General features: G+C 60.3%; 29 protein-coding genes. 16 read left to right on the top strand and 13 right to left on the bottom strand.

The annotated features are described in order from the left end of the window. Positions 1-114 precede the first annotated feature (114 nt). The 11 genes from J1C56_RS28175 to J1C56_RS28125 are packed head-to-tail and all read left to right on the top strand — an operon-like array spanning position 115 to position 9,803. Complete coding sequence (locus J1C56_RS28175; RefSeq protein WP_214393293.1) at positions 115-702, top strand: 2-oxoacid:acceptor oxidoreductase family protein; 588 nt, start codon at positions 115-117, stop codon at positions 700-702. Then, the gene (locus tag J1C56_RS28170) at positions 699-956 is read left to right on the top strand and encodes a 4Fe-4S dicluster domain-containing protein (protein WP_018427411.1); all 258 of its coding nucleotides are present in this window, start codon (positions 699-701) and stop codon (positions 954-956) included. Before J1C56_RS28175 ends, J1C56_RS28170 begins: the two co-directional genes overlap by 4 nt. Next, positions 956-2,032 (top strand): thiamine pyrophosphate-binding protein, encoded by a 1,077-nt coding sequence (locus J1C56_RS28165; RefSeq protein WP_214393292.1) that lies wholly within the window; start codon positions 956-958, stop codon positions 2,030-2,032. The genes J1C56_RS28170 and J1C56_RS28165 overlap by 1 nt, the downstream gene beginning before the upstream one ends. Continuing rightward, positions 2,029-2,817 carry a thiamine pyrophosphate-dependent enzyme gene (locus J1C56_RS28160; protein WP_214393291.1) on the top strand — a complete coding sequence of 263 codons (789 nt, stop codon included), beginning with the start codon at positions 2,029-2,031 and terminating at the stop codon, positions 2,815-2,817. Before J1C56_RS28165 ends, J1C56_RS28160 begins: the two co-directional genes overlap by 4 nt. Positions 2,818-2,821: 4 nt before the next feature. Further along, positions 2,822-4,315 (top strand): class I adenylate-forming enzyme family protein, encoded by a 1,494-nt coding sequence (locus J1C56_RS28155; protein WP_214393290.1) that lies wholly within the window; start codon positions 2,822-2,824, stop codon positions 4,313-4,315. Positions 4,316-4,368: 53 nt separating this feature from the next. Beyond that, positions 4,369-5,613: an ABC transporter substrate-binding protein gene (locus J1C56_RS28150; protein WP_214393289.1), complete on the top strand. Its 1,245-nt coding sequence runs from the start codon at positions 4,369-4,371 to the stop codon at positions 5,611-5,613. A 16-nt stretch (positions 5,614-5,629) separates the two neighbouring features. Next, a complete protein-coding gene (locus J1C56_RS28145) occupies positions 5,630-6,493 on the top strand; it encodes a branched-chain amino acid ABC transporter permease (protein ID WP_214393288.1) in 864 nt (287 codons plus the stop codon). Next, on the top strand, positions 6,490-7,494 hold the full coding sequence (locus J1C56_RS28140) for a branched-chain amino acid ABC transporter permease (protein WP_214393287.1): 1,005 nt from the start codon (positions 6,490-6,492) through the stop codon (positions 7,492-7,494). Before J1C56_RS28145 ends, J1C56_RS28140 begins: the two co-directional genes overlap by 4 nt. A 4-nt stretch (positions 7,495-7,498) precedes the next feature. Then, a complete protein-coding gene (locus tag J1C56_RS28135) occupies positions 7,499-8,269 on the top strand; it encodes an ABC transporter ATP-binding protein (protein WP_246592037.1) in 771 nt (256 codons plus the stop codon). Continuing rightward, entirely contained in the window at positions 8,262-8,966 is a 705-nt protein-coding gene (locus J1C56_RS28130; RefSeq protein WP_214393286.1) for an ABC transporter ATP-binding protein, read from the top strand. Before J1C56_RS28135 ends, J1C56_RS28130 begins: the two co-directional genes overlap by 8 nt. A gap of 60 nt (positions 8,967-9,026) precedes the next feature. Beyond that, positions 9,027-9,803, top strand: coding sequence for a ferredoxin--NADP reductase (locus J1C56_RS28125; RefSeq protein WP_214393285.1), 777 nt, complete (start codon positions 9,027-9,029; stop codon positions 9,801-9,803). Positions 9,804-10,008: 205 nt separating this feature from the next. On the opposite strand, the gene J1C56_RS28120 is transcribed toward J1C56_RS28125, so the two are convergent. Together J1C56_RS28120 and J1C56_RS28115 are read right to left on the bottom strand one after the other, a co-directional pair. Continuing rightward, entirely contained in the window at positions 10,009-10,626 is a 618-nt protein-coding gene (locus J1C56_RS28120) for a general stress protein (RefSeq protein WP_214393284.1), read from the bottom strand. A gap of 44 nt (positions 10,627-10,670) precedes the next feature. Beyond that, positions 10,671-10,982, bottom strand: a complete 312-nt coding sequence (locus J1C56_RS28115; RefSeq protein WP_214393283.1) for a PepSY domain-containing protein — start codon at positions 10,980-10,982, stop codon at positions 10,671-10,673. 250 nt (positions 10,983-11,232) lie between these two features. Here J1C56_RS28115 and katE point away from each other — a divergent pair, with 250 nt between their 5' ends. Further along, the gene (gene katE, locus J1C56_RS28110) at positions 11,233-13,344 is read left to right on the top strand and encodes a catalase (protein WP_214393282.1); all 2,112 of its coding nucleotides are present in this window, start codon (positions 11,233-11,235) and stop codon (positions 13,342-13,344) included. Positions 13,345-13,422: 78 nt separating this feature from the next. Here the strand turns inward: katE and J1C56_RS28105 are convergent, their stop codons facing one another. From J1C56_RS28105 to J1C56_RS28090, 4 genes are all read right to left on the bottom strand, one after another. Further along, positions 13,423-14,499, bottom strand: coding sequence for an extracellular catalytic domain type 1 short-chain-length polyhydroxyalkanoate depolymerase (locus J1C56_RS28105; RefSeq protein ID WP_214393281.1), 1,077 nt, complete (start codon positions 14,497-14,499; stop codon positions 13,423-13,425). Positions 14,500-14,702: 203 nt separating this feature from the next. Continuing rightward, entirely contained in the window at positions 14,703-15,608 is a 906-nt protein-coding gene (locus tag J1C56_RS28100; protein WP_214393280.1) for a hypothetical protein, read from the bottom strand. 162 nt (positions 15,609-15,770) lie between these two features. Then, positions 15,771-16,268: a YciE/YciF ferroxidase family protein gene (locus J1C56_RS28095; RefSeq protein WP_214393318.1), complete on the bottom strand. Its 498-nt coding sequence runs from the start codon at positions 16,266-16,268 to the stop codon at positions 15,771-15,773. A 219-nt stretch (positions 16,269-16,487) separates the two neighbouring features. After that, entirely contained in the window at positions 16,488-16,832 is a 345-nt protein-coding gene (locus J1C56_RS28090; protein ID WP_214393279.1) for a DUF427 domain-containing protein, read from the bottom strand. 331 nt (positions 16,833-17,163) lie between these two features. Between J1C56_RS28090 and J1C56_RS28085 the strand changes: the two genes are divergently transcribed. Continuing rightward, positions 17,164-17,508 carry a low affinity iron permease family protein gene (locus J1C56_RS28085; RefSeq protein WP_214393317.1) on the top strand — a complete coding sequence of 115 codons (345 nt, stop codon included), beginning with the start codon at positions 17,164-17,166 and terminating at the stop codon, positions 17,506-17,508. Positions 17,509-18,710: 1,202 nt separating this feature from the next. Here the strand turns inward: J1C56_RS28085 and J1C56_RS28080 are convergent. Continuing rightward, on the bottom strand, positions 18,711-18,968 hold the full coding sequence (locus J1C56_RS28080; RefSeq protein WP_214393278.1) for a hypothetical protein: 258 nt from the start codon (positions 18,966-18,968) through the stop codon (positions 18,711-18,713). A 138-nt stretch (positions 18,969-19,106) separates the two neighbouring features. Between J1C56_RS28080 and J1C56_RS28075 the strand changes: the two genes are divergently transcribed. Further along, complete coding sequence (locus J1C56_RS28075; protein ID WP_214393277.1) at positions 19,107-19,826, top strand: Crp/Fnr family transcriptional regulator; 720 nt, start codon at positions 19,107-19,109, stop codon at positions 19,824-19,826. 134 nt (positions 19,827-19,960) lie between these two features. Further along, a complete protein-coding gene (locus tag J1C56_RS28070) occupies positions 19,961-20,377 on the top strand; it encodes a nuclear transport factor 2 family protein (RefSeq protein WP_214393276.1) in 417 nt (138 codons plus the stop codon). Between the two features lie 45 nt (positions 20,378-20,422). Here the strand turns inward: J1C56_RS28070 and J1C56_RS28065 are convergent, their stop codons facing one another. After that, the gene (locus J1C56_RS28065; RefSeq protein ID WP_214393275.1) at positions 20,423-21,379 is read right to left on the bottom strand and encodes an SDR family oxidoreductase; all 957 of its coding nucleotides are present in this window, start codon (positions 21,377-21,379) and stop codon (positions 20,423-20,425) included. Positions 21,380-21,397: 18 nt separating this feature from the next. Beyond that, the gene (locus J1C56_RS28060; protein ID WP_214393274.1) at positions 21,398-21,703 is read right to left on the bottom strand and encodes a plasmid stabilization protein; all 306 of its coding nucleotides are present in this window, start codon (positions 21,701-21,703) and stop codon (positions 21,398-21,400) included. A 118-nt stretch (positions 21,704-21,821) separates the two neighbouring features. On the opposite strand from J1C56_RS28060, the gene J1C56_RS28055 reads away from it, so the two are divergent. Then, positions 21,822-22,904, top strand: a complete 1,083-nt coding sequence (locus J1C56_RS28055; RefSeq protein WP_214393273.1) for a DNA topoisomerase IB — start codon at positions 21,822-21,824, stop codon at positions 22,902-22,904. A 29-nt stretch (positions 22,905-22,933) separates the two neighbouring features. Here the strand turns inward: J1C56_RS28055 and J1C56_RS28050 are convergent, their stop codons facing one another. From J1C56_RS28050 to J1C56_RS28040, 4 genes are all read right to left on the bottom strand, one after another. Further along, positions 22,934-23,530, bottom strand: a complete 597-nt coding sequence (locus tag J1C56_RS28050) for a DUF427 domain-containing protein (protein ID WP_214393272.1) — start codon at positions 23,528-23,530, stop codon at positions 22,934-22,936. After that, entirely contained in the window at positions 23,520-23,765 is a 246-nt protein-coding gene (locus J1C56_RS28045; protein WP_214393271.1) for a hypothetical protein, read from the bottom strand. Before J1C56_RS28045 ends, J1C56_RS28050 begins: the two co-directional genes overlap by 11 nt. 667 nt (positions 23,766-24,432) lie before the next feature. Further along, entirely contained in the window at positions 24,433-24,636 is a 204-nt protein-coding gene (locus J1C56_RS33765; RefSeq protein WP_246592034.1) for a hypothetical protein, read from the bottom strand. Positions 24,637-25,089: 453 nt separating this feature from the next. Then, entirely contained in the window at positions 25,090-25,368 is a 279-nt protein-coding gene (locus J1C56_RS28040; RefSeq protein ID WP_214393270.1) for a DUF6894 family protein, read from the bottom strand. Positions 25,369-25,671 lie beyond the last annotated feature (303 nt).

Below are 25,671 nucleotides of genomic sequence, written 5' to 3'. Positions count from 1 at the left end.
AGCGAACATTTTTTGTACTTCAACATGAAATTTCATGTTGGAGAAGAAAAAATGGCTTGCGCCCAAAACCGGATGCCCGTAGCTCTAGAGTCACGAGTAACCGGGAGGGGTTAGTTGGAACTCGACCTTTTCATTTCTGGCATCGGCGGCCAGGGCATTCAGCTTGTCGGCAAGTCCCTGGCGCTCGCTGCCATCAGGGACGGCCGTCACGTGATGCTCGCAGGCGAGTATGGCGGCCATATGCGTGGCGGCAGCTCCGTCGGCACGGTTGTTATCGGCGCGACGCCGCTGAAGGCGCTACCGATCCTGCCACACGCAGGCTCAGCCATTGCCATGTCGCACCTGTTTTGGGAGCGCGTCGGCTCGCGGCTGCGGCCGGGCTCGCTGGTGCTCGCCGAAGAGACCATCTCTGCCGACCTGCCCGATATGGACAAGCACAGGCTGGTGAAGCTGCCGGCCACCGCGATCGCCACCGAACAGGGCAGCCGCATGGCAGCCGGCATGGTGATGCTGGGCGCATACGCGGCACTCACCGGTGCCGTGAAAATCGACAGCGCCGTGGCCGCAATGGCCGAGCAGATCCCATCTTATCGCCGCCAGCACATAGAAGCCAACGAGCGGGCGATCCGAGCCGGTGCGGCCGCAGTGACGCCGCTGGCATTCGCCGTCGACTTCGATAGCGCGGCGAAGGACGTCGCATGAGACAGGTCACACGGGGCACACTCGTCATCGACGCCGACCGCTGCAAGGGCTGCGAACTCTGCATCGTCGCCTGCCCGCCTCGGGTGCTGACCATGTCCAGGACCGGCAACGCGACCGGCTACCTTTATCCCGAGCTTTCGCCCGGCTGCACCGGTTGCACCGCCTGCCAGCAGGTCTGCCCGGATTTCGTCTTCGAAGTCTACAAATACCACGAGCCGATCGTTTCGGGCTCGGACGCCGAAAGGATGCAGTGATGACGATGCGCTTGATGGACGGCAGCGAGGCGATCGTCGAGGCAGCGATCCAGGCAGGTCTTCGCTTCTATGCCGGCTACCCGATGTCGCCGGCGACCGAACTGCTCGAATACATGGCCGAGAAACTGCCCCACCACGAAGGTGTGTGCATCAACGCGGCAACCGAGATCGAAGGCGTCAACATGGCACTGGGTGCGGCTGCCGGCGGCTTCCGTGCCGCCAGCGGCTCCTGCGGCCAGGGCCTGGCGCTGATGCAAGAGGCGATTGCCGAAGCCGCGCTCAACGAGACGCCGATCGTCATCTTTAACATGGCGCGCAACCAGCAAGACTATTTCCAGGCGACACGTGGCGGCGGTTGGGGCGACTACCGCACCATCACGCTGGCGCCAAAGGATCTGCATGAGGCGGTCGAGCACGCGCAACTCGCCTTCCACCTCGCCGACAAGTACCGCGTGCCTGTCATCTTCATGGGCGACAATCTGCTCGCCCGCACCCAGATGGGAACGACGCTGCCGCAGCTCGACCTCGAGCCGCTGCCGCCCAAGGACTGGCAGCTCGACGGCACTTCGGGTGGCACCGGCAAGTCGCGCCAGATCTGGACCTTCGGTTGCGGCAAGACCAATGATCCTGGTCCCGGCCCAAGCAAACACTGGGAGCGCATCGCTGCGAAGTTCGACGCCATCGCCGAAGTTGAGGCGCGCCATGAGCAAGGTTTCGTCGACGACGCCGAGACGCTGGTCATAGCCTTTGGCTCGGGCGGCAAGTTCGTCGAGCATGTGGTGCGCGAGATGCGCGCCGACGGCCACAAGGTTGGCTACTTCCGCCCCATCACGCTGTGGCCGTTCCCCGGCGACGCTCTGGAGGCGGCATCTCAGGACTGCAAGCGCGTGCTGGTGTTCGAACTCAACGCCGGCCAAATGATCGACGACGTCAAGCTCAACGTGCGCGACCGCAAGCTGGTCAAGGCCATCGGCGGTGTCAGCTTCGACGAATCCGGGCTGAACCTGGGCCCTCTCATGGATGCGACGGTCATCCGCGAACGCATCGCGCTAGCCATCAATGGAGCCAGCCAATGAGCATCGTGATGACCACGCGCCCGCCCGAGGCGCCGAGCAACAAGGTGGCATCGTTCAAGCCGACATTGCTGCAGACCGAGGAACATCACCTGTGCCCCGGTTGCGGCGAGCCGGTGGCGATCCGCCTCGTGCTCGAGGTGATCGAGGAACTCGGCCTAGCTCAAAAGAACGTATCGATCATCGGGCACGGTTGTTACGGCTCCTTCATCATGACGATGGATGTCGACTCCACGCTTTGCTTGCACGGACGTGCGCCCGCGGTTGCCACCGGCCTCAAGCGCATGCGCCCTGAGGTTGCCGTGTGGACGCTGCAGGGCGACGGTGACATGACCAGCGAAGGCCTGGCGGAAATCCTCCACGCCACGGCGCGCGGTGAAAACATCACCTGCATCCTGCTCAACAATGGCGTATTCGGCGACACCGGCGGCCAGATGACGGCGTCCTCCGTCATCGGCCAGCGCACCAAGAACACGCTCGAAGGTCGCGACGCGGCCTATCACGGCCATCCGATCGTCATTGGCAACATGGTCGCGGCAATGCCCGGCTCTGCCTATGTGGCGCGCGGCTCGGTGCACAACGCCGCCTCCATCGCCGCCACGCGGCGACTGATCCGCAAAGGCTTCCAGCGGCAGATGGAAAAGAAGGGGCTCAGCCTCGTCGAAATCCTGACCATGTGTCCGACAGGCTGGTTCGTGCCGGCCTCTGGCGGCGCCGACTACATGATGGAGTCGCTCGGCAAGACGTACCCGCTGGGCGAGATCAAGGACATTTCGGCTTCGGAGTAAAACAATGCTTCGCCTGACCCATAGCATCCTCGACCTTGCCGTCAGCTCGACGCCCAACGCGCTCGCGGCGTCACTGGACGAGCGCACGGTGACCTTCTCCGAGGTCGATAAAGCGGCAAACGCAATGGCGCGGGTGCTGCAGTCGCTCGGCATCAAGCGCGGCAGCCGCATCCTATTCCAGGCCGAGATGGCGCTCGACCATCTCGCCTTTTATTTCGCTACCCAGCGCCTGGGCGCGGCCTTCGTGCCATTGAACCCGGCGCTATCGCGCGAAGAAATCCGGCCCATCGCCGGATACATTCGCCCTGACCTTCTGGTCCTTGATCCAGCACACCAGGACGCCAGCAGTTTCGAGACGTTGAGCGCGAGCATTGCCTTCGCCATTATCGGCGCCGGCGATGCAACGACTGCCGGGATCAATCTCGACCTCCTCGCGGCCAAGGCGAGCACTGCCCCTTTGCCTGAGCTCGGCGTTGCGGAAGACGACACCCACGCCATCTTCCTGACCAGCGGTAGCACCGGCCTGCCCAAGGGCGTGGTCGTTTCCCACAAGGCGAGCTGGTTGCGCTCCTATCTTGGCGCCTCGCGCTTCGTCACCTCTGGCGGCCGCGGCGAGCTGATGACCTTCCCTATGTTCCACTGGGCCGGCTGGAACTACCTGATGGAAAACTGGGCACACCGGCGTGCTGCCCATTTCGTCGGCCGCCTCGACGGTGACGTGCTTGCGCGCGCCATCGACCGCTGGAAACCGGCATTCCTCTATTGCATCCCGGCGATATGGGAACGGGTGCTCGCCTCCAATGTCGCCTTCGACGGATCTGTCGTGCGTTCGGCTGCATCGGGCACGTCGCGCTTCGATCCGGCGCTGATGGACCGTATCCGGGAGCGCTTTCCCCGCGCCTATCGCGCGGCGATGTATGGCTCGACCGAATTCGGCGCGGCCCTTGGCCTTAATGATTCCGACATCGACCGCAAGCCGGGTTGCGTCGGCCTGCCGTTGCCAGGCAACGAGACCCGCATCGTCGACGGCGAGCTGCAACTGCGCTCGATGAGCATGATGGACGGCTATTTCGAGCTGCCGCAGCAGACGGCCGAGGTGTTCGTCGATGGCTGGTACCGCAGCGGCGATCTCGCCGAGGCCGACGAGGAAGGCTTCCTGACGATTACCGGCCGTCGCCGGGAGGTCATCCGCTCGGGCGGCGAGACGGTGGCGCCCGCCGAGGTCGAGCTGGCGCTCGTCGGCTGCCCGGGCATTCGTTCCGTCGCCGTCGTCGGCCTGCCGGATCCGGTCTGGGGGGAGCTGGTGTGTGCTGCTGTCGTGCTCGACCAGCCCGGTCAATGCCCGAGCCTTGATGCGGTCCGCGACCATCTCGGCCGGTCTCTGGCAGCCTTCAAGCATCCGCGCCGCATCGTCGCCGTCGACGAACTGCCGAAGACGCCGGCCACCGGACAGATCATGCGCTCGCGGGTCAGGGAGCTCGTCCTGCAGATGCACTGACAAGAATTTTCAACCCGGGGAGGAGGGAAGCCCCGGTCTTTTGGGAGGAAGACATGCGATTGAACAGAAGACATTTTCTGGCGACTTCGGCCGCCGGCCTCGGCGCGTTGGCGATGCCCGGCATCTTGCGAGCGCAACAGGGCGAAGCGGTACGCATAGGCCTGATCACCACGCTGAGCGGTCCGGGCCAGCTCTATGGCAACTACATCAAGGATGGTTCAGAGATTGCCGTCGAACGGCTGAATGCCGCCGGTGGCGTCAACGGCGCCAAGATCGAGCTAGTGGTGCGCGACGACAAGAATTCGCCTGAGGGTGCCGTCACTGCTTTCCGCGAGCTGACCGGCAACGGCATCAAGCTGTTCGCGCAGGGCACGTTCACGGCCAATCTGCTCGGCACGCTGCCGCTGCTCGAGGACGCCGACGTGACGATGGTGATGGTCGGCGCTTCTGCACTGGCACTGACGCATGAAGCCTACAATCCGCGGGCCTTCCGCCTCGGCTTTTCGTCGCCGATGTGTTTCGGCGGCTACGGCAACCTGATGGCCCAGAAGCATCCGGAGATCGAGAAGTGGGCGATGCTGCGCTCCGACGTGACCGCGCTGGCCGACATCACCAACGCATTTTCGAACGGCCTCAAGGCTGAGACCGAAAAGGCCGGCCGCAAGGTCGAGGTGCTCGATCCGGTGCTGGTGCCCTATGGCGGCGCCGACTTCCGCAACCAGATTTCCAACATCATCGGATCAGGCGCACCTGGCTTGTTCAACGTACTGCAGGGTGCGGACGCAATCAGCTACTACAAGCAGGCGCGCACCTTCAGCCTGGACGAGAAATTCAAGGTGCTCTGCGACTCCGCCAACGAGTTCGCTATCGCCAAGGCAATGGGTGCCAACACGCCGGCGTCGCTGTGGAGCTGGACCGGCTGGTACCCGGCGGCCAACAAGGACAACGCAGTCAGCGACGAGGTCCACAAGGCCTACATCAAGCTGCGCGGCGACGAATATCCGAACTGGTACATCGGCGTTTCGCACGACAGCATCCTGACGATTGCCAATGCGGTAGCCAAGGCTGGTTCGCTGGATGCGGCCAAGCTGGTGCCCACGATCGAGACCGAGACGCCGCAGGGCGCGCTGGGCAAGATCCATTTCCGCAAGGAAGACCACGCCTTCGCCGGCGACCTCACCTACATCCGCTTCGGCCGCGACGACAAGAACGCCAATGGCTGGAGCGTGTTCGAGACGGCACAGCTTCCGGGCGCGGAGTTCCTGGAGCGGGCGACCCCCGGCTCCAAGCTCAACTAGGGGGCGGGAAAGTCAGATGTTTACGCTGGTCAACGGTCTCACGACCGGGATGGCGGTGTTTCTCGTTGCCGCGGGGCTGACCCTCGTCTTCGGGATCATGCGCATCCTCAACTTCGCCCATGGCGCTTTCTTCATGATAGGCGCCTATGTCGCGAGCACGCTCGTCGGCTCGGCGCCGCGTTCGGTTCTTGCGCTCGTCGCCGCCGCCGTGGTCGCAGCACTTGTGGTCGGCGTGCTCGGGATCGTTGTCCAGCGTTTCGTCCTCCGACGCATCCAGCATGTCGACGAGCACTACATGCTCATCGCCACCTTCGCGGTGATGCTTGTCTGTGTCGGCTTCGTCAAATTGATATGGGGGCTGGAATTCCTGTCGGTCGACCCGCCTCCCGGCATCGATACGGGCGTTGAGATTTTCAGCCTGTTCGTTCCCTCCTTCTCCTTGTTCATCATCAGTTCGGGCGTCGTGGTCTTTCTCGTCCTCGACTTCGTCATCCACCGCGCCTGGACCGGCAAGATGATCACGGCCATCGCCCGCGACGGCTGGATGGCGGAGCTTTTGGGCATCAACGTCCCGGCCGGCATCATGGCAGCCGTTGGCGGCAGCTTCGCGCTTGCCGGGCTGGCTGGCGGGCTGCTGCTGCCCAACCAGACGCTGTCGCCGGCACTCGGCGACACCTTCCTGCTGCTCGCCTTCATCACCGTGGTCATCGGCGGCCTGGGCAATGTGCGCGGCGCCTTCATCGCCGCCATCCTGCTCGGCCTCATCGACGGCCTCAACACCATGTTGCTGCCTGCTTACCCGGGTGTCGCCGTCTATGTCGGCATGGTCGCCTTCCTGCTTCTGTGGCCCAACGGCATTCTGGGGGAGAGCCGGCTATGAACCGCACGCTTTCCGGCTTGCTGCTGATTTTCGCTGGTGCCGCCCTGGTTCTGCTTCCGCTATGGGCCAATTCGGGTCTGGTCTTCCTCGCCGGCACGACCATGGTCGTGGGTGTCTTTGCACTGTCCTGGAACTTGCTGTTTGGTTATGCCGGCCTCGCCAGCTTCGGCAGTGGCGGCCTGTTTTCGATCGGTGCCTACACCATGGCGGTGATGCTGCGCGGCGGATTTGAAGGGCAGTTCCTGCTGCTGATCGCGCTGTCGACGCTGGCCGGCGGGGCTGTTGCATTGGCCATCGGCATTGTGGCGCTCAGGCGCTCGACCGGTATCTTCCTCGCCATACTGACGCTGGCGCTGGCCGAGCTGCTGCGCATCACGCTCGCCAAGATTCACTGGGTCGGCGCGGAGGATGGCATTCCAAACATCGTGCGGCCGAACTTTTCCATCGGTCTTGCCACTGTCGATCTTGGCCGCGGCAACCACTACTACTGGTTCTTGTGCATCGCCTGTGCGCTGCTGGTCGCCCTTTCCTGGTGGATCGCGCATGGCCGTTTCGGCCGGACGTTGCGGACCATCCGCCTCGACATCGAACGCGCTGCCTTCATGGGCGTGGACACGCATCGCTACCGGTTGGTTGCCTTCACCATCTCGGGTGCGATCGCCGCCTGTGCGGGCGCCTTGTTTGCGCCCTGGGCGCAGATCGTGACACCCGACATTGGCAACATGATGCGTTCGACCCAGCCGATCCTGTTTACCCTGCTAGGTGGCGCCTCGTCTTTCTGGGGCCCGATGATCGGTGCGTTCCTGTTCTCGGCCATCGAGTTCTCGACGCGCACCCTGGTCGGCATCCAGGAGATCATCACCGGCAGCATCCTGCTCGGCGTCGTGCTTTTGTTTCCGACCGGTGTTGCCGGGGCCTGGAACGCGCTCATTGCCCGCTTGACGGCCCGCCCACGCCGCGATGAGGCCACATCCGCCGCCCTCCAGCCGGTGAAGGAATGAGCCCATGGCTATGATCCGACTACGGTCTGTCGACAAGAGCTATGGCGCGCTCAAGGTGCTGCATGGTGTCGACGCCGAAATATCAGAGGGCGAAACCTTTGCCATCATCGGTCCCAATGGCGCTGGCAAGACCACGCTGTTCAAGGTGATGACCGGCGAGGTCGGCTGCGAGGCCGGCACTGTAGAGTTCCTTGGCAAAGACGTGACGAGAGATCCCGCCTACAGGCGTACACGCGCCGGCATGGGCCGTACATTCCAGGTCGCACGCGTGTTCAAGGAGATGACGGCGGAAGAAAACGTCGTCGTCGCCATTGAGGCGCGGCTGAAGAACGCTGGCCAGTCCGATGCACCATGGTACTCGGTCAAGCCATCGCGGGCGGCGCGGGACGAAGCCCGTGACCTACTCGCCAGGCTGTCGCTCGACCGCAAGGCCCAGATGCATGCTGCCGAACTGTCGCATGGCGACAAGAAGCGGCTGGAGCTCGGCATCACGCTTGCCGGGCGCCCCAAGGTGCTGATGCTCGATGAGCCGACCGCCGGCATGTCGCCGAGCGAGCGTGTCGGGGTCACCGAGCTGATCCGCAGCATCAGCGGCAAGGGCAGCGGACTGACCGTCGTCATGACCGAACATGACATGGGCGTCATCTTCGGCCTGGCCGACCGGATCATGGTGATGAACCAGGGCCGCAAGATCGCCGAAGGCAGTATCGACGACATCCGCGCTGATCCGGTCGTGCGCGACGTCTATCTCGGCAAGGAGGCGCATCATGCTTAAGGCGAGCCGCATCAACGCCTTCTACGGCGGCAGCCATATCCTGCATGGCGTGGACCTCGAAGTACCTGTTCTCGGCAGGGTGGCCGTCATCGGCCGCAACGGCGCCGGCAAGTCGACCCTGCTCAAGTCGATCATGAATGCCGGACCGACAGTCAACGGCGAGGTTCGATGGGAAGGCCAGTCGATTGCCAGCCTACCCACCTTCAAGCGGGCGCGGCTTGGGCTGCAACTGGTGCCGGAGGACCGCCGCATCTACCAGCACCTCACAGTTCGCGAGAACATACAGATGGCGGCCTATGCCACGGCGCCCGGCCGCAAACCCATCCCCGCCCAGGAGATCGTCGACCGCTTCCCGATGCTGCAGCCGATCGCCGAGCGCGGCGGCGGGCAGATAAGCGGCGGCCAGCAACAGATGGTGGCGATTGCTCGTGCGATTGCCTGCCGGCCGCGGCTGCTTCTGCTCGACGAGCCGACAGAGGGGCTGGCTCCTGCGATCGTCGAGCAACTGGCGGTGAGTGTCCGCGAGCTTTGTCAGGCCGAGCAGGCCGCACTTCTTCTTTGCGAGCAGAACATCTGGTTTGCGCGGCAGACGACCGACACGGTGCTGGTGATGGATGCCGGCCGCATCGCTTTCCGCGGCAGCTGGCAGGAATTCGACGCCGACCCTGACATCAAGCAGCGCCATCTGGCCGTCTAGCCGCTTCGTCGATCCAAATTTTACACGTCCGGAAGGACCCCTTAGCGAGGAGCACGGGGAATGACCAACCTTACCCAACAGCAGGTGCTGAGCGTACATCACTGGACTGACACGCTGTTTTCTTTCACCACAACACGCGATCCGGCCTTCCGCTTCGAGAACGGACAGTTCGCGATGATCGGGCTTGAGGTCGACGGCAAGCCGCTGCTGCGCGCCTACAGCGTCGTCAGCCCCAACTATGACGAGACGCTCGAATTCCTGTCGATCAAGGTTCCAAACGGGCCGCTGACGTCGCGGCTCCAGCATCTGGCGGTCGGCGACAATATCGTTGTCGGCAAGAAGGCGACGGGTACGCTGCTGCTTGCCAATGTTCGACCCGGGCGCAATCTCTATCTGTTCAGCACCGGCACGGGCTTGGCACCCTTCATGAGCCTCATTCGTGACCCCGAGACATTCGAGCGCTACGAGCGCGTCGTCTTGGCACATGGCTGCCGGCAGGCCGGGGAGTTGGCATACAAAGACCAGATCACCGAGGAGTTTCCGGTGAACGAGTATTTCGGCGAGTTGTTGTCGGAGCGGCTGATCTACCATCCCACTGTGACGCGCGAACCATTCCGCAACCGTGGCCGGATTACCGATCTCGTCCGCTCTGGCACGCTGTTTGCGGATATCGGCCTTCCCTCGATCTCGGCCGAGCATGATCGCGCCATGCTATGCGGCAGCCCAGCCTTCATTGCGGACATGCGCAACATCCTTGAAGGGCTCGGCATGGCCGAGGGAAACAATGCCTCACCCGGCGACTATGTGGTCGAAAAAGCCTTTGCCGAGAAGACGTGATTGGAACTGCGCTGCCGATGAGGTCGAAGGGGCGGTCGCTAAAACGCGCAGCCGGTCCGGTTCCTGACGGGTCTGCCAACAGGTGGTGGGGCGTAGGCACGAAGGCGGCCCGATTGGAACTTGCCAGATCGGGCCGTCAGCATTTCGATAGGCTTGGCGCCGCGTCCAAAGAAGTGTCATTGACCGCGGCGGTTTACAGCCTGGTTCAGACTACCGGAGGGATGCGCGAGGCGTAACGCCTGCGTTGCTCCTCAATTTCTTCAGGTGAGAACGGAGCCGCTGTTTCGTCGAATGCGGTCCACCCGCCGTCAGCATATGCGGCCCGACGTTCGCCGACATCCACCCAATTGGAGTTCTGAAGAATGGACCTTGCGGTATCCTCTTCGGCGCCTTCAGTGACGCGTGCGGTCACGAGCGTACCACCGCGTCGGACGCCTTCGGCATAAACATGGGCGTCTTCAGAGGGTACGCCGGAATCGGTCAATGCGCCGATGAGGCCGCCAGTCGCACCGCCTGCCAGTGCACCGGCCGCAGCACCTGCGGCGGTCGCCGCGAGCCAGCCGGCTGCCACCACCGGGCCAACCCCGGGGATTGCCATGACGCCGAGGCCGGTGAGCAGGCCGCCTGTGCCGCCAACAAGGGCGCCGATGCCCGCGCCGGTACCGGCAGCGTCTGCCGTATCCGACGAGCGGGCGTCATATGAGCCGTCTGCATTGCTCGCCACGACACTGATGTCGTCATGCGAAATGCCGGCTCGGTGCAGCTCTTCAACCGCTGCCTGGGCGTCGGAATAATTGTCGAACAAGCCTGTCACACTAACCATTGTGATCTTCCTTCTACGATTTGAAATTACGTTATCTGGCCCGATTACTGGGCGACGACGTTGCCCTGATAGTCGAGCGAAACGGCTGTTTCCTTGCCGTCCTTGGTCGCCTTGCCCTGCCAGATGCCGCTGTCGGCCTTGACCAGCGCCGTCACGTTCTGAAAGCCGGCCTCTTCGATCTTAGCCTTGGCCTGGGCTTCGGTGAAGCTGTTGGCGCCGGCTACCGGAGCGGTCGGATTGACACTGTCAGGCGTGGCAATGGCCGGCGTCTGAGGGTCGGTCGACGGCTGGGTCTGCGCCTGGGCATGGAAAGCCGTGGCAGCCAGAATGGCCGCGCTAAGTATAAGATTTTTCATTGTTTTCTCCTGACTTGCGACAATAAAACCGTTGGCAGGACGATTGGTTCCCAAAAAGTGCCGGCACAATTTCGGCTCGCCGGCTCAGTCGGCATTTGCCGGCGGGCGGCATTGCCCACGCCAGTTTCATTTGGCGGCCCCCGACTTCATTTGGCGAACCCCCACTTCATTTCGCGAACCAAGGGAACCGCACCGGCGTCGCGGCATTGAGGATGATGTGCGCACCCGCACCCCCTCCAAGGAATGAGCGATGGCCAAGTCAACGAACCGCAGCAAGATTGCCACGATCCATGACCAGAAACTCCAGCGCGGCGAAGGCGGCGAGCTGCACCAGCTCGCCGAAGGCGCAACCCCTGTGCTGACCACCGCCCAGGGTGGCCTGGTCTCAGATGACCAGAACTCGCTGAAGATCGGTGCACGCGGACCGACGGCGCTGGAAGACTTCCACCTGCGCGAGAAGATCTTCCATTTCGACCATGAGCGCATTCCCGAGCGCGTCGTCCATGCCCGCGGCTATGGCGCGCATGGCTATTTCGAGACCTATAAGTCGCTGGCAAAATACACCCGCGCCGACATCTTCCAGCGTGCCGGTGAGAAGACCCCGGCCTTTGTCCGGTTTTCAACCGTTGCAGGCAGCAAAGGTTCGGTTGATCTGGCTCGAGACGTCCGCGGCTTTGCGGTCAAGCTCTACACCCAGGAGGGCAACTGGGACATCGTGGGCAACAACATCCCGGTGTTCTTCATCCAGGATGCGATCAAGTTTCCCGACATCATCCATGCGGTGAAGCCTGAGCCCGATAGCGGCTTTCCACAGGCGCAATCAGCCCACGACAATTTCTGGGACTTCATTTCGCTGACGCCCGAGAGCATGCATATGATCATGTGGGTGATGTCCGACCGGGCGATCCCGCGTTCGTTCAGGTTCATGGAGGGTTTCGGCGTCCATACCTTCCGCATGGTCAACGCCAAGGATGAATCGACCTTCGTCAAATTCCACTGGAAGCCGAAGCTCGGCCTCCAGTCCGTGGTCTGGAACGAGGCGGTCAAGATCAACGGCGCCGATCCCGATTTCCATCGCCGCGATCTCTGGGACGCGATCAAGGCCGGCAATTTCCCGGAGTGGGAACTGCAGGTCCAGCTGTTCGACCAGGAGTTTGCCGACAGTTTCGACTTCGACGTGCTCGACGCCACCAAGCTCATTCCCGAAGAGCTGCTGCCGCCTGTCCCGGTCGGCCGCCTGGTGCTCGATCGCATGCCCGACAACTTCTTTGCCGAGACCGAGCAGGTGGCGTTTATGACGCAGAATGTGCCGCCCGGCATCGACTTCTCCAACGACCCGCTGCTGCAGGGCCGCAACTTTTCCTATCTCGACACGCAGATCAAAAGGCTGGGCAGCACCAACTTCACCCATATTCCGATCAACGCGCCCAAATGCCCGTTCCATCACTTCCAGCAGGACGGTCACATGGCCATGCGCAACCCGGTCGGCCGCGCCAACTACCAGCCGAATTCCTGGGGCGAGGGGCCGCGCGAATCCCCGCAGGCCGGGTTCCGCTCCTTTGCCGACGTCGAAAGCGGGCCCAAGCAACGGCTGCGCGCCGAAAGCTTCGCCGATCACTACAGCCAGGCGCGGCAATTCTACCTCAGCCAGACCCCGCCGGAGCAGGCCCATATCGCAGCAGCGCTGACCTTCGAACTCGCCAAGGTGAAAACCTCGGTCATCCGTGAGCGCATGGTGTCGCATCTGCTCAATGTCGATCGCGGCCTGGCCAATGGCGTCGCCGCCAATCTGGGCCTCCGGTCCATGCCCAAGGCCGCCGACGCTGCCATGGCAACACGCCAGGATCTCGAGCCGGCAGCTTCGCTCAGCATTCTCGCCAAGGGACCGGAGCGTTTCGAAGGACGAAAACTCGGCATTCTCGTCACCGACGGCACCGATGTCGCCCTGCTTTCGGCGCTCAAGGACGCGCTCGCCAAGGCCGGGGCCAGCTTCGAGATCATCGCGCCGAAAGTCGGTGGCGCCAAGTTGAGCGACGGCAACCTCGTTGCAGCGGACCAGATGATCGCCGGGGCTCCCTCGGTGCTCTATGACGCCGTCGCGCTGCTGCCGGACGAGAAGGCAATGCCGGCCATCTCAGGCAATCCGGATGTTCGCGATTTTGTTTCCGATGCCTTCGCGCACTGCAAGTTCATCGGCCATGTCACGGCCGCCAGGGCGCTGATCGAGAAGGTCTGCGGCAATGGCGCACCGGATGATGAGGGTGTCATCCACCTTGCCACGCCGCAGGACATGCCAGCCTTCGTCAAGGCTCTGGGTAAGCTGCGGATATGGAGCCGGGAACCTTCTCTCAAAGCTCGCTGAGCCCAACCTTGGGAAAAGCCAGGGAGTGGACCGACAAGCCCACTCTCTTGGCCGTTGCCGGCGCTTGCCTGGGGCTGCCTAGCGCAGAAGCCCGGCTGACCTCAGCGCATCTTCGATTGTTTTCATTATTCCCTCGGTGCGGGCCGGCTTGGTGGAAGTCGTCACTGTTTCTCGTCTTTGAGATACCAGGACCTCGACTCGCGGGTCTGCAATTTGCCAGAATTGCGCGATGCGCTGCGTCGAAGAGATGCCGGCGTCGATCATGAACGGGCCTGGCGCCCCGATGCCATCTGCGGCCAGCGGCGTGCCGTGCCCCATCCCTCTGATATGATACTGTTCGATCACCTCCCGCCCCGAGCTGTCCTCCCAGACGATACGGCTGTGGCCGTCGACCATGGTCGTCCAGGGCGTCGCTTCATCGTCGATGCCGTGAAGGGTCCGCCATTGGCCGATGATGTCGTCGGCGTTCGATCCGACGACGATCTGGTCGGCCGAGCCGTGCCAGACGGAAAGTGTCGGCCATGGGCCCGTGTGGGGCGAGGCGGCGCGCAGCAGCTGCTGAAGCCGTGCCTCCGAGGGGCCGCCATGGCCGCGCATGCGGTCAAAGGCCGTCGGGATCGAATTGGCCGTGCCAAAGGGCAATCCGGCGATGATGGCGCCGCCGGCAAACACCTCCGGATAGGTCGCCAGCATCACCGACGTCATCGCGCCGCCGGCCGAAAGCCCTGTGATGAAGATCCGGTTGCGATCAAGCCCATGCGCCATGACCATCGCCTCGATCATCTGCCGGATCGAAAGAGGCTCGCCGCCATTGCGGTTCATGTCGCCCGGCTCGAACCAGTTGAAGCAGAGATTGGCATTGTTGGTGCGCTGCTGCTCTGGGAAAAGCAGTGCAAATCCTTCCCTGTCGGCAAGATCTGACCACCCGGCACCACTGTTGTACCCCGCCGCGGTCTGGGTGCAGCCATGAAGCACGATAACCAGCGGCGCGGTGCCTGGCAGATTCTCCGGGAGATAGGTTCTGGCTCGCAGGGCGCCGGGGTTTGATCCAAAGCTTACCAGATCCGAAAGCAAGTGGTCGTTGTCCCGCGCCGGCAGGACCGTTTGCGCACGTCGTGCTGCCAGGCGCGATATCGTATCAGACAAGTTTCTCATTTAGGGCGTCCTGTTTCCGCGGTCCGAACCGGACGGCGCCCTACACAACGTTGGCGGAGCTGCATCGTTGCTGCACTGCACAATAAATCGCAGAACAGCGCTGCAACCTCGTCGGCACGAAAAAGGCCTGCTGAGGGTGCCACCCCAACAGGCCTTGCCGAAGTACGAAGCCTCAGCCGATCAGTCCGACATAAGACATGCTTTCATCGGCCGGACAGGTGGACCACCTCGTCGTCGTCCCGCTGCTTGCCGCCCAATGTGGCGGCCGCACTTGCGATGAACGCGCCGATGGCGAGCGAAAGTGCAGCAACGAGCGCGAATGTGGCGCTGGCCTTGCGCGCCGTATCTGCGGCTTCCTGTGCCTTGACCTTCGCATCGTTGACGCCGGCGAGCATGGCATCGACCCGCGCCTGGGCGTCCGTTTCCGACAGGCCAGTGTGGGCAGCAACCAATTGCGACAGGTAGGTGCGATCTGCCTCTGTGACTTCGCCGGAAGCCGCACTCGCCACAAGGATACGAGACGCCTGCATTGTTGCTTGTTCGGGGGCAGTACCATTGGCGGTGGCAAGCCTGGCCGGGTCGGCTGGACGGAACAGCGTGTCGACGAAGTAGGAAGTCGCATTGTCAGCTGTCTGGGATCCTGCATTTGCAGCCGCGCCCATCGCCGCGCCCGAGGCGACATTCGACGCTGCCTGTACCCCACCTCCGACAGCTGCCGACAGTGCCGAACCCAAGACTCCGGCGACCAGAAGCGTCGCCAGGGCCCAGGCGAGGAAGCCGTGAGCGGTGTCGCGGAAATACACCTCGTCAGTGTGTATCCCGACCCACTTGGTGCGCAGCCGGCCAGTCAGGTAGCCGCCCAACCCTGCCGACAGCCATTGCACCACGATCAGCCAGATGGCTGTCGACACAGCGAAAGTAGTGACGGAAACGCCCTGACTGGACCAAGGCGAGATCATCGTCAGGCCGAGCCCTGACCCCAGTAGCATCAGGATGAGCGTGATTGCTGCCGCAGTGAAAGCGCCTGCGATTACCGGGCCCCAGCTTACCGCGGGAACCGAGGATTCGATCGGAGTGGAAACGTCCACTGCAGATACGTTCGTTTGCATGCAAGTCTCCTACCGAACGAAGAGAAGAATGAGGATGATGATCGGGATTGGAATGCCGAGCAGCCAGAGCAAAATACCGCGACCCATGAAGGCCTCCTGTCAGTTGAAACTTGAACGTAGTTGAAGCAGCCATCGAGGCGTTGCCCCGATGGCTGCGAAGGTTCAGGCCGCTTTGGCCATGTCGTTGGCGAAGGAATCGGCAAGCCCGGTCAGGGCTTCATCCGTCTTCGATTCTTCGGCAAGCGTCTGGCCGAGCAGCTTGGCCGCGTCACCCATTCCAAGCACTTCAGCCCAGCGCTTCAGGGTTCCATACCGGGTAATCTCGTAGTGATCGACGGCTTGGGCTGACGAGATCAAACCAGCGTCGATCGCCGGCATGCCCTTGAAGTTGTCGATGATCTCTTCGCCTTCGGAGACGATGCCCTCGATGGCATCGCAGGTCTTTCCCTGCGCGCGCTTGCCCATCAGTTCAAATACCTGCTGCAGGCGTTCGACGTGGCCTTCGGTTTCGTCGCGATGCTTCTCGAATGCGGCCTTGAGCTTGGGGGACTGCGCGGCCCGTGCCATCTTCGGGAGCGTCTTCAGGATCTTCTTTTCCGCATAGTAGATGTCTTTCAAAGTGTCGTGAAACAGCACTTCGAGCGTCTTGTCCTTGGCCATGGGGGCTTCCTTTTGGCTGTACATATGTGTGCGCATACTGCACTTCACGGAGGCGTGAAGGAGCAAGACAGAAGCGCGCAGTACGGCAAAAGGTTCCATCGGAAACGCTGTGCCCCTCACGAGCGATGTGGCGTCCAAGGCGCTGCGACCCGCGCGGCCTGAAACGCGCGGCTCGTTTCGAATGTGGAGCACCTATCCGCGCATCATCTGCGCGACGATTCAAGCTGGAACCGCCTCAATGCGCGCCTTCGCCGGATCAAACGCAGCATGACGTTCTGACATATCTGCGGCTTCATACGACCACATGAAGTTGTCTGCCGCTTCGCCAACAGCGTTTACGCGCCAGTAGGCGGCAGACCCCGACCCCGCCGGCCGCGTCTCGCGGGTTAGGGTCACAAAGTCAAAGTAGATATCTTCGAAAGGTAGGAAAAAGACCTCGTCCTTACCTGGGATGCACAGCACCTTTGCATCCTTTGACGATGCAATTATCGCATCCGAGAAGCTCACTGTCACCATCCCGATAAACGGCTTTACGATTGAGGATGTTCGCAGAGCGTCGTCCATAAATCACCTCCCAAGAGGGAGCTTGGTTTCCACGATCGGCTACTTGATGGTCACCTTTGCGACGCTGTTCTCACAATCGTGTTTAGGATTACCCAGCCCGAGAAACATCGTGATGAAAGCGACTACACTGGAAGCGTCGAGCCAGACTTGGGCTTGAGCAGGTTCGAACCGGAGCAGAATTTGGATCCTCCTTGCCTTGCTCGAACCACGCAGCGCGGACATGTGGCAGTTTCTCATCGAAAAACTCAACCGCCCAGAAGGTTAAGAGGTTCCGAATGAACCAATAGTCGGACCAAGCGTTATGAGCCACGCACAACACAAGGCGCTGACCATGGACTGGCAACTATTTCGCTTGGCTGGTTTCCTCTCACGGCCGCCGGGTTTTTACCTGTTGACGCTGGGAATGATTATCAGCACCGCACTCGTGCCATTTGGACTGACCGATATAGTCACCTACGTGCTATCGGTGGCCGCCATATTGATCACTGGCGTAGTTCTGATCCAAGGCTATCGGGACACGGCCGCAATCCATGCGAAGCTAGATGAAATCGTTCTGAGCTTGAACGATGCCCGAAATCAGGTGGTCGGGCTTGAGCACGCAGACGCCAAGGATATAAAAGCCGCGCTCAAGACCATCGAGCGCGAAGCTGAGAACGCCGACAACAGTGCGGCGTAAGCCCGGTAGCTAAAAAACTGCGGACGGTTTCGGGGAGGTCTGGCTTCAGCGTTTGCTATCGAGCCCACGAAGGCGTTCATTTAGAACGTTGATATCTTGCCAGCTGTATTGCTCACCCGACCGAGTGACAATTTTTGCCGAATGGTGCCGTTTAGCCAAAGGCGTACCTACCGCGTGTCGAATGGCCGTGGATAGGTGGTCAAATGCCATGCCAGGGCCAAGTCTGTTCTCGAAGAAATTGGCTGGCTCGGCAAAATCGACTGACCGCGGATCTTTCATCGGTCGACCGTGTGTTGAGTGACTTCAGCAACAGCTGCGGGGTCACGCGCACGATCTAACAGGCCAGTGATAAGCAGGGCCACTATCGCGAAAGCGACCACCACCATCATAGTGTGCAAACCCGTGTTTCTGTCCATCTGAGCGTTCCTCAAAGAAGACCGGATTTAACCCGCATAGCCCTCCAACGGTTCCAACAACTCTGCTTGCCAGAAAAATTTACTCACTGATAGCGTCGTGGCACGGACTAGGTCGCTCGCGCTAAGCTGTCGGGGCTTCGACAACGCGATTCCTGGTGCCGAACGTGCGGCATCACCCTCTTAACTTTTGTAAATGCATGACCTCTCATTACGGCGCTAATCTCGTGTTTCAACATGGGAGAAAGGGTCATGAAGGGACGTCGGCGAACCGAACTGACAACGGGGGATCTGGAAACCCTACAGAGATTACTTCATCGAATTTGCATTGAGAGAAGCCTCGCTTTCAATTCTCCCGCCGCCCTTAGGATGGGGGACACGCTCTATGTCGTCTTCGCGGCCGGTGTTCGCGACGAGAGGTTGCTTCGGGCTTGTGTGCAACCGCGGGCAGCACGTGAACATTCGGTTGTGAAACGCGTAAGACGAACTCAAGCCAGCACTGAACTGGGATAATCGGACTGATAATCATGGGGCACTTTACGAAGACGTGCCATCCGCCGGAAACCCTAGCCTCTATGTATGTCGAGGTGCGGAAGAAAAAATTCGTGACCATCTCGACCCGAAAAGCTCTTTGCGCTCTTCGAATGGTCCTGCCTCCCTACCGTCACTCGGACGAAGAGTTAATCACTCTCGTTGCTGAAGTCGCTATTGATGCAGGCCTCGCTGTGGAATTCGATACCCGCGAAACATGACAAGACAGCGCCGTAGCGCCATTGGATGTCCTGCTCCTCATCTAGTATCCCTGTCGAAGGCGTCTTTTTCGAGAGCAGAGCGAACCCAATCGAGTGCCTGCTCCACTGAAGCGAATACTCGTTCTTCCCCACTGAGCGGACCGAAGCCAGCTTCCAGGTTCCATTGCCCTTTTTGTTCGTAGTACTCTGCCTCGAGATGCGCCAGTATCGCTACCAAAACATCGTCTGCCAGCACCAATCTGCCTTCAACAGGAAGGTCGTGATTTGCAACGGCGATCTTGTGTGCTTCAATCATCTGACACCTCCGACCCTCCAAGCCGGCCATGCGGATTTGGTTCCTAGCTTGCCGCAATATGCAGGCTCTCCGCTAATAGATGATAGGGCGTGAAGGCGAATGGGTTAATAGTGGCGTGTGTCGGCTGCCGGAGGAGAAATGCCCCATTCTCTTGTCCTGTATTTGTCAAAACGCGACCTGATATCCGCAAAGGAGCAGCAGGTTCTCCTAGACGCATTTGGTAGGCAGTTGCGCTTCAAGGCGGGAGCCGAGATTGTAGCGGACGGATCCAAGCCTGCGACAAGCTTGATTTTGAGCGAAGGCATCGTCGGCCGTGCCAAGTTCCTGGCGAGCGGCACTCGCCAGATTAGCGCGCTTCATGTCCCGGGCGATTTTCTCGACCTCCACGGCTTCCTGCTGAAAAGGATGGCACATGGGGTGGTCGCACTAACGGATTGTCTCATCTCGGTCGTCGATCATGCGGTGCTCAAAAACATCACGGAGACCGCGCCCCATCTCACACGCATGCTTTGGCTTTGCACCTTGATCGATGGGTCGATTCACCGCGAATGGATCGTTCGAATGGGGAGGATGGCGGCAATAGCGCAAGTCGCGCATCTGGTGTGCGAGATGTTTGTCAGACTGGAAATCGTAAACAAAACGGCCGGAAGGACTTTTACGTTTCCTCTGAGCCAGACCGTGTTGGCCGATGTATTGGGGCTTTCTACGGTTCATGCGAACCGTTCAATTCAGGAGTTGAGACGGTCAGGTGCCATCACCTGGCAGGACTCACGCATCGAAATCATCGACTGGTCGATGCTGGTTGAAATCGCTGAATTCGATCCGACATACCTCTGCCTGGACTTCGAACCGCGGTAACGCCTCGCCCCGGCACCATGGTGTAGGCCTTCCGTGCCGTTGACACTACAGGTCACGGCGTGCTCGCGCCTCTTTCTGGAACTTTCTCCTCCCGATCGCGTAGTTCCTGGAATTCGAACCAGAGGAGATGAGCGATGACGCATTCCGAAGAACAAAAGATCATTGATCTCGAGCAGAAATTCTGGAGCGCGATGGTGGACAAGGACGTAGAAGGCTCCGTGGCTATGCTTACTGAAGAGTCTATTGTCGCTGGCGCTCAAGGGACAGCACTGCTCAGGCATGATGACTATCGTGGCATGGCCAGGCAGGGGGAAAGCCTTTGGCAGCTGAAGTCCTTCCAGCTTGACAACGTGAAGGTCATGTTTCCCTCACAAGACGTTGCGGTCATTGCTTATACGGTGACTGAGGAGATGGAGGTTGAGGGTGAGCCCGTGACCTTGAAGGCTGCCGACGCCACCACCTGGATCCGCCGGAATGGTGAATGGCTGGCTGCTTTGCACACAGAATCTGTGCTTGGCGATCCCTTTGGCCGAGATCGCGTAGCGGCATAGAGTGGAGAACCTGCCCAATAATGCCCCAACCCAGCTGGGATCGCTTCAGTACCCACCGATAATCGGCAGTATTTCGCCAGTGATGTAGCTAGAGCAATGTGACGAGGCGAGGAATACGTAGGCTGGAGCGATCTCCTCGGGTTGGGCCGGGCGTTTCATCGGGGTCTTGGCGCCGAATGTCGACACATCCGTTGCCGTCTTGTCGGAGGGGTTGAGAGGCGTCCAGACCGGGCCCGGCGCCACGGCATTCACGCGTATGCCCTTATCTATCAAATTGGCGGCGAGCGCCCGTGTGAAGGCATGGATGCCGCCCTTGGTCATCGAATAGTCGATAAGCTCCTTGCTGCCGCTAATGCCCGTCACAGAGCCTGTGTTTATGATGGCAGATCCCGGCTGCATGTATTTGACGGCGGCTTGGCTCATATGGAAATAGCCGTAGAGATTAGTCTTGAGCGTGGTGTCGAAATGCTCCTCTGTCAGATCGGCGAACTCGCTTGAATGAACCTGAAATGCTGCGTTGTTGACCAAGATATCGATGCTTCCAAGCTGCTTTACAGTCTCCCCTACGGCCTTCCGAGACATCGCGCTCTCAGTGACGTTGCCCGGAAGCAGGATGCATTTGCGGCCTTCGGCCTCTACTGCTTGCTTGGTCCGCTCGGCATCCCGATGTTCGCTGAGATAGCTGATGGCGACATCGGCGCCTTCGCGTGCAAAAAGCACGGCCACAGCACGTCCGATGCCGGAATCGCCCCCGGTGATCAGCGCAACCTTGCCGGCCAGCTTTTCCGATCCTTTGTAATGAGGCGCGTCATAAAGTGGCGCCGGATCGACCTCCGTCTCATGCCCGGGCTTTGACAAGTGCTGCTTAGGAAACGGAGGGACAGGATAGAGCCTCGCTCCGGCCTGCATCGCTTTCATTTCGGGCCTATGTTCGTTTGCATCGTCGGCAGCGACCTTGCGCTGGATTGACTGCTGTTTCTTGACCTCTCCCTGGCCGGACATTTCAACCTCCTTGATTGTTCAGTGGGCCTCACGGTGCTTCCGTGTGGCAGCGGCTTTGGTAGCCGATGCCGATCGCGCCGAAACAGAGCGGCGGGCTGATGCCTCGCCTCCAGCCTTGCCTCCCCTTTTTGCGGACGTGTTTGTATCAGGCTTGCCTCGGCCAGAGCCCGATTTGTTGCCGCCGCCGGAATCCTTGTTGACCGTCGCCCAAGCCCGCCTCTCGGCTTCGTCGCTGGAAACGCCGCTCTCCTTGTAGGCGTCCTCGATATGCTCGGCCTTACGCTTCTGTTTGTCGGTGTACTTGTCCTTATCGCCGCGTGGCATCTCGCGCTCCCTTGTCTGGTTCCATCGGCAAGCAAACGCCTATCTGATCGGACAGTTCCGCAGAGCGAGGAACCTTGGGACGGGCGAGCGGTTATCGCAAACTGCCCGAGGTCCAATCATGCATCGACAGTGCCAATCCTCTCCAACTTCTGCCCAAGAAGCCGCGGCCGCAGCAGCCTCGTTGCGTTATGTTAATGATGATGAACCGGGGATTTCCCGCCATCGCTCAGGTAAGCATTTTCGCTACCGGGCTGTGAATGGGCAATGGATCGACGATAACAGTGAGATAGCGCGGATTGACGCACTTGCTATCCCGCCGGCCTGGACAGACGTCTGGATCTGCCCCGATGTGCGCGGGCACATCCAAGCGACAGGACGCGACAAGCGTGGGCGCAAGCAGTACCGATATCATGCGCGATGGTCGAAGAGCCGGGGCGAAGTAAAATTCGATAACCTGCGTGATTTTGCCAAGGCGCTCCCGCGACTGCGTCGGCGCGTGAACCTAGACCTAGGCAAGCCTGGATTGCCGCGGGACAAGGTCATCGCGGCCGTAGTGTGGTTGCTTGATAACGCAATGATCCGCGTCGGGAGTGCAAGCTATGCCCGTGAGAATGGCAGTTTCGGAGTAACGACACTGCATAACCGTCACCTCAAAGTCGACGGCTCGAAACTTAGATTCGCTTTCAAGGGTAAATCCGGCAAGGAATGGCAAGTCCGGCTGACCGACCGGCGGATGGCTCGCATAATCAAGCAAATTCAGGAACTGCCCGGCCAGAGCCTGTTCCAGTATCTTGGCGAAGACCGCTCCAGGTCCACAGTCACTTCCGATGAAGTCAACGACTACATACGCCGGGTGACGGGGGGAGAGTTTTCATCAAAGGATTTCAGGACGTGGGGCGGAACAGTACGTGCGCTGGCACTGTTTGCGGATCGCTGTCTCCCGGAGACCAAGAGGGAAACGGCAGTGATTTGCAATGACACGATCGACAAGGTGGCCCTCCGGCTCGGCAACACCCGAGCAGTCTGCAGGAAGGGCTACATCCATCCCGAAGTAATCGCTTCATGGTCCCAGGGAAGGTTGCGAGAGGAGCTTACCGCCATCCGTCGCCCGCGGAATAACTGGCTGGATGCGGACGAACAGATGGCAGCGCAATGGCTAGAGCGACAGGTGCGCGCGCCTCGCGGCAGGAAAGGCAAATAGGACAAACCCGAATTCCGCAGCCCGGACGTTCAGCTTTCTGCCTTGAAGGACTTGGCGAGATTATCGAGCTTGAACCTGTCTCGGCCGTGCAGACGAATTAGGTCCTGCGCTTGCAGAGGCGAAAGATCGCTAGTCTCTACCAGATGTTTTACCAATTCGTCGTCGGTTGGCAGGCTAGGTTTGTCCCGAGATTTCATTTCTTGGGGCTTCATGACGGTACCTCTTTTCTGGTCGCTGTAGGACACACTGGGAAATTTGGTCGAATGCATGCCTTGTTCGGAGGGAACGGCAGATATCAGGGAGACTTCAGGGTTGAACGCGCCATGATTGGCGAGTGCGGCTGCTGGCGGTTCGGGCGACAAATAGGCCCACATGAAATTGTCGGCTGCTTCGCCAGCGGCGGATATGCTCCAAAAATGGGCCACACCCCAGTCGGGGCGGTAGATCGTCTTGTCCATCGCCGTAAGCATTTCGAAGTAGACGTCTTTGAACGGGACGTAGAACACGCCCGGTTCCCCGTCGACGCAGACTATCCGAGCCTCGGTGGTGGATGCCACGACCGCATCGGAAAAGGTAACCGTCACCGTTCCGCTGAATGTGCTGATATTGGGTTGTTCAGTTTCCATGATCATCTCCATCAGGCGTCGGGTTGGTAGGTAGGTGGTCGAGGAGCAGGCTTATTTCCGCCCAGCCGAACTGCTCACCCGATTGGGTAACGATGCTGGCCGACTGGAGTTTTCGGGTGGCAGCGGCATGGCGGATCGCCTGTGTAAGGTGCGTAAAGAAGGTGCCGTGATTGAAACGGTCTTCATATAATGTAGCCGGTCCATCCAGATCGACCGGCTTGCCGTGAATAAGCATGTGGATGACTCCAATAAGCGACATTGGCTGCGTAAGCACAGACCCGACCTCGCTGGCACCGATCTGGCATTTGGCCGGCCTAAAGGACTGGCCTGGACATTTCGGGTTTTCAGCCCGCGACTGCATTTGTCTCACGGCTCGACAACACTCCAGAAGCGGCGGCGGTTCCAACCGCAATGTTCACGAAATCAAGCTAGCAGGCAGAGTGCTGCTCAAAGGCGCCTGACATGCTGCCGAACAGGAGGTTGGGCAGATCCCCGATCAACTTCGGGCAAAATAGTTGCGGCCGGAGGAGTGAGACTGGCCGGGGCGTGGAGCTCGAGGCTTTGCCATCCGCAGGACGTGGATCGGGCGGGGGTATCGCCAATCGTGACCCCATATTGCCTGAATAGACCGACAAAAAAGCCCCCACCTGGGTGGGCGGGGGCGGTTGTCAGCATATCGACAGCTAACGTGCTATTCAGGCGAGGGCAGATCAGTATTTTCCTCATCTTCAGCGTCAGACAGGCCGTCGGCTGGTAGGTCGTCTTCGTCCGCCGGCAGATCTTTCGGATTAACTCGGTCTTGCTCTTGCGGGTCCTGGTCAGACCCCAGGAGTTGACCGGGTTCTCTCGGATCGTCAGGCATTCCAGCGTTTTCGCGGCCTTGTATAGTCATTGCTGTCACACTACCGCTTGCGGTCGTCGTCGCGGCTCCCGCCGCCACGCTTGTCACCGTCCGAACCCGAACCGCTTTTGCTGCGGTCCCCAGACGAACCTCCCGACCGGCTCTCGTCCGTACGGGAACTGCTGGCTTGCTTCTTGTCGTCGTTCTTGTGGCTTTGTTGTCCAGCCTTAACATGTTGTTCGTGGCTTCCACCTTGGTTTGGCATTTTCATACTCCCTTCGGTAAAAACATGGCCGACCTCATGTCAGCCACCGAGGGCCCAAATCGGGGCAAAACAATAAGGTTCCATGCGAGCGAAAAACGTGATCGGTTGCATAAACATAGGTTAAGCCCGTTGATTTCGGAGGAAGTAGATGCCTCGAAATTGCCTGGCGACTAACTTTTTTAAATGTGCCAGCTGATGCTTCAGCGCTATTTTTTCCTGTTGGGACAAACAATAAGACAGCTTGCAAACGGGGCACGAGCGATCGTACGTAATAAGAAGTTGGACCCGGGACAAAGCTGCGCGGCCATCGCAGATGCCGTTCGCAGGCGCAATACCGGAACCACATTAGAATAGCGCGTGTAGTGGACGGCGCGGGTTGTTCGCATTGGTGTGACCCTGTGCAGAGCAAACCGCATCCAATCGTAACATGCCTCGCTCAGTCGGCGTTGTGCGTTATCCCGATCGTTTTACCGATGGGTCCTCAGTTGGCAGACTTTGCGCTTCGCTCTCTGTGAAAACCGAATGAAAATCGACGGTCGCTACCACGTAACCAGCTTCGTCGTATATTCGCGTTGACAGCTTACTGGGATCGTGTCGTTCCGCGACGTGATCCAACACACTATCAGCCATGGCCTGTGTCGCCTGGGCCTTTGCGGCCTCCACGTCATCAAGGTCAAGCACAACGGGCTCGGCATTGGTCTCGTTCATGAATTCGAATCGATATTTTGGCATGCGTGCCTCCGACGGTTGCGTGTCGGATAAGCGTATCAGTGCCAAGTAAGTTCCCAATGAGCCAGAGTTAGACGTCAGCCTGTGGACAGCGATGCCAACCAGTCGTCGTGGCCTGTTCGTCGTTCCTTATCAAGCAACCCCAATGCCGCATTCCGTTAAGATGGTCTTCTGCGGGCCTGGATGGAGGCCATAGCCGCGTCTGCGTCTACTAGATACGCTGTGATTTCTTCGAGTAGCCCTCAGCCGCGCTCCGCCAAAGAATTGCTACTGACGGCTGAAATCAATGCTCGCGGTGACAATTCG

The organism is Aminobacter anthyllidis (assembly GCF_018555685.1).
Lineage (GTDB): Bacteria > Pseudomonadota > Alphaproteobacteria > Rhizobiales > Rhizobiaceae > Aminobacter > Aminobacter anthyllidis.
This window is presented reverse-complemented; position numbering and strand designations above follow the sequence as displayed.

Excerpts from the sequence above, each read along its gene's own strand:
- J1C56_RS28160 (WP_214393291.1), top strand. The coding sequence starts at position 2,029 with ATGAGCATCGTGATGACCACGCGCCCGCCCGAGGCGCCGAGCAACAAG.
- J1C56_RS28060 (WP_214393274.1), bottom strand. The coding sequence starts at position 21,703 with ATGCCACGCGGCGATAAGGACAAGTACACCGACAAACAGAAGCGTAAG.
- J1C56_RS28145 (WP_214393288.1), top strand. The coding sequence starts at position 5,630 with ATGTTTACGCTGGTCAACGGTCTCACGACCGGGATGGCGGTGTTTCTC.
- J1C56_RS28075 (WP_214393277.1), top strand. The coding sequence starts at position 19,107 with ATGCCCCATTCTCTTGTCCTGTATTTGTCAAAACGCGACCTGATATCC.
- J1C56_RS28040 (WP_214393270.1), bottom strand. The coding sequence starts at position 25,368 with ATGCCAAAATATCGATTCGAATTCATGAACGAGACCAATGCCGAGCCC.
- J1C56_RS28120 (WP_214393284.1), bottom strand. The coding sequence starts at position 10,626 with ATGGTTAGTGTGACAGGCTTGTTCGACAATTATTCCGACGCCCAGGCA.
- J1C56_RS28130 (WP_214393286.1), top strand. The coding sequence starts at position 8,262 with ATGCTTAAGGCGAGCCGCATCAACGCCTTCTACGGCGGCAGCCATATC.
- J1C56_RS28170 (WP_018427411.1), top strand. The coding sequence starts at position 699 with ATGAGACAGGTCACACGGGGCACACTCGTCATCGACGCCGACCGCTGC.
- katE (WP_214393282.1), top strand. The coding sequence starts at position 11,233 with ATGGCCAAGTCAACGAACCGCAGCAAGATTGCCACGATCCATGACCAG.
- J1C56_RS28115 (WP_214393283.1), bottom strand. The coding sequence starts at position 10,982 with ATGAAAAATCTTATACTTAGCGCGGCCATTCTGGCTGCCACGGCTTTC.
- J1C56_RS28055 (WP_214393273.1), top strand. The coding sequence starts at position 21,822 with ATGCATCGACAGTGCCAATCCTCTCCAACTTCTGCCCAAGAAGCCGCG.
- J1C56_RS28065 (WP_214393275.1), bottom strand. The coding sequence starts at position 21,379 with ATGTCCGGCCAGGGAGAGGTCAAGAAACAGCAGTCAATCCAGCGCAAG.
- J1C56_RS28135 (WP_246592037.1), top strand. The coding sequence starts at position 7,499 with ATGGCTATGATCCGACTACGGTCTGTCGACAAGAGCTATGGCGCGCTC.
- J1C56_RS33765 (WP_246592034.1), bottom strand. The coding sequence starts at position 24,636 with ATGCCAAACCAAGGTGGAAGCCACGAACAACATGTTAAGGCTGGACAA.
- J1C56_RS28050 (WP_214393272.1), bottom strand. The coding sequence starts at position 23,530 with ATGGAAACTGAACAACCCAATATCAGCACATTCAGCGGAACGGTGACG.
- J1C56_RS28070 (WP_214393276.1), top strand. The coding sequence starts at position 19,961 with ATGACGCATTCCGAAGAACAAAAGATCATTGATCTCGAGCAGAAATTC.
- J1C56_RS28045 (WP_214393271.1), bottom strand. The coding sequence starts at position 23,765 with ATGCTTATTCACGGCAAGCCGGTCGATCTGGATGGACCGGCTACATTA.
- J1C56_RS28090 (WP_214393279.1), bottom strand. The coding sequence starts at position 16,832 with ATGGACGACGCTCTGCGAACATCCTCAATCGTAAAGCCGTTTATCGGG.
- J1C56_RS28155 (WP_214393290.1), top strand. The coding sequence starts at position 2,822 with ATGCTTCGCCTGACCCATAGCATCCTCGACCTTGCCGTCAGCTCGACG.
- J1C56_RS28085 (WP_214393317.1), top strand. The coding sequence starts at position 17,164 with ATGGACTGGCAACTATTTCGCTTGGCTGGTTTCCTCTCACGGCCGCCG.
- J1C56_RS28150 (WP_214393289.1), top strand. The coding sequence starts at position 4,369 with ATGCGATTGAACAGAAGACATTTTCTGGCGACTTCGGCCGCCGGCCTC.
- J1C56_RS28165 (WP_214393292.1), top strand. The coding sequence starts at position 956 with ATGACGATGCGCTTGATGGACGGCAGCGAGGCGATCGTCGAGGCAGCG.
- J1C56_RS28125 (WP_214393285.1), top strand. The coding sequence starts at position 9,027 with ATGACCAACCTTACCCAACAGCAGGTGCTGAGCGTACATCACTGGACT.
- J1C56_RS28095 (WP_214393318.1), bottom strand. The coding sequence starts at position 16,268 with ATGGCCAAGGACAAGACGCTCGAAGTGCTGTTTCACGACACTTTGAAA.
- J1C56_RS28105 (WP_214393281.1), bottom strand. The coding sequence starts at position 14,499 with ATGAGAAACTTGTCTGATACGATATCGCGCCTGGCAGCACGACGTGCG.
- J1C56_RS28100 (WP_214393280.1), bottom strand. The coding sequence starts at position 15,608 with ATGCAAACGAACGTATCTGCAGTGGACGTTTCCACTCCGATCGAATCC.
- J1C56_RS28080 (WP_214393278.1), bottom strand. The coding sequence starts at position 18,968 with ATGATTGAAGCACACAAGATCGCCGTTGCAAATCACGACCTTCCTGTT.
- J1C56_RS28140 (WP_214393287.1), top strand. The coding sequence starts at position 6,490 with ATGAACCGCACGCTTTCCGGCTTGCTGCTGATTTTCGCTGGTGCCGCC.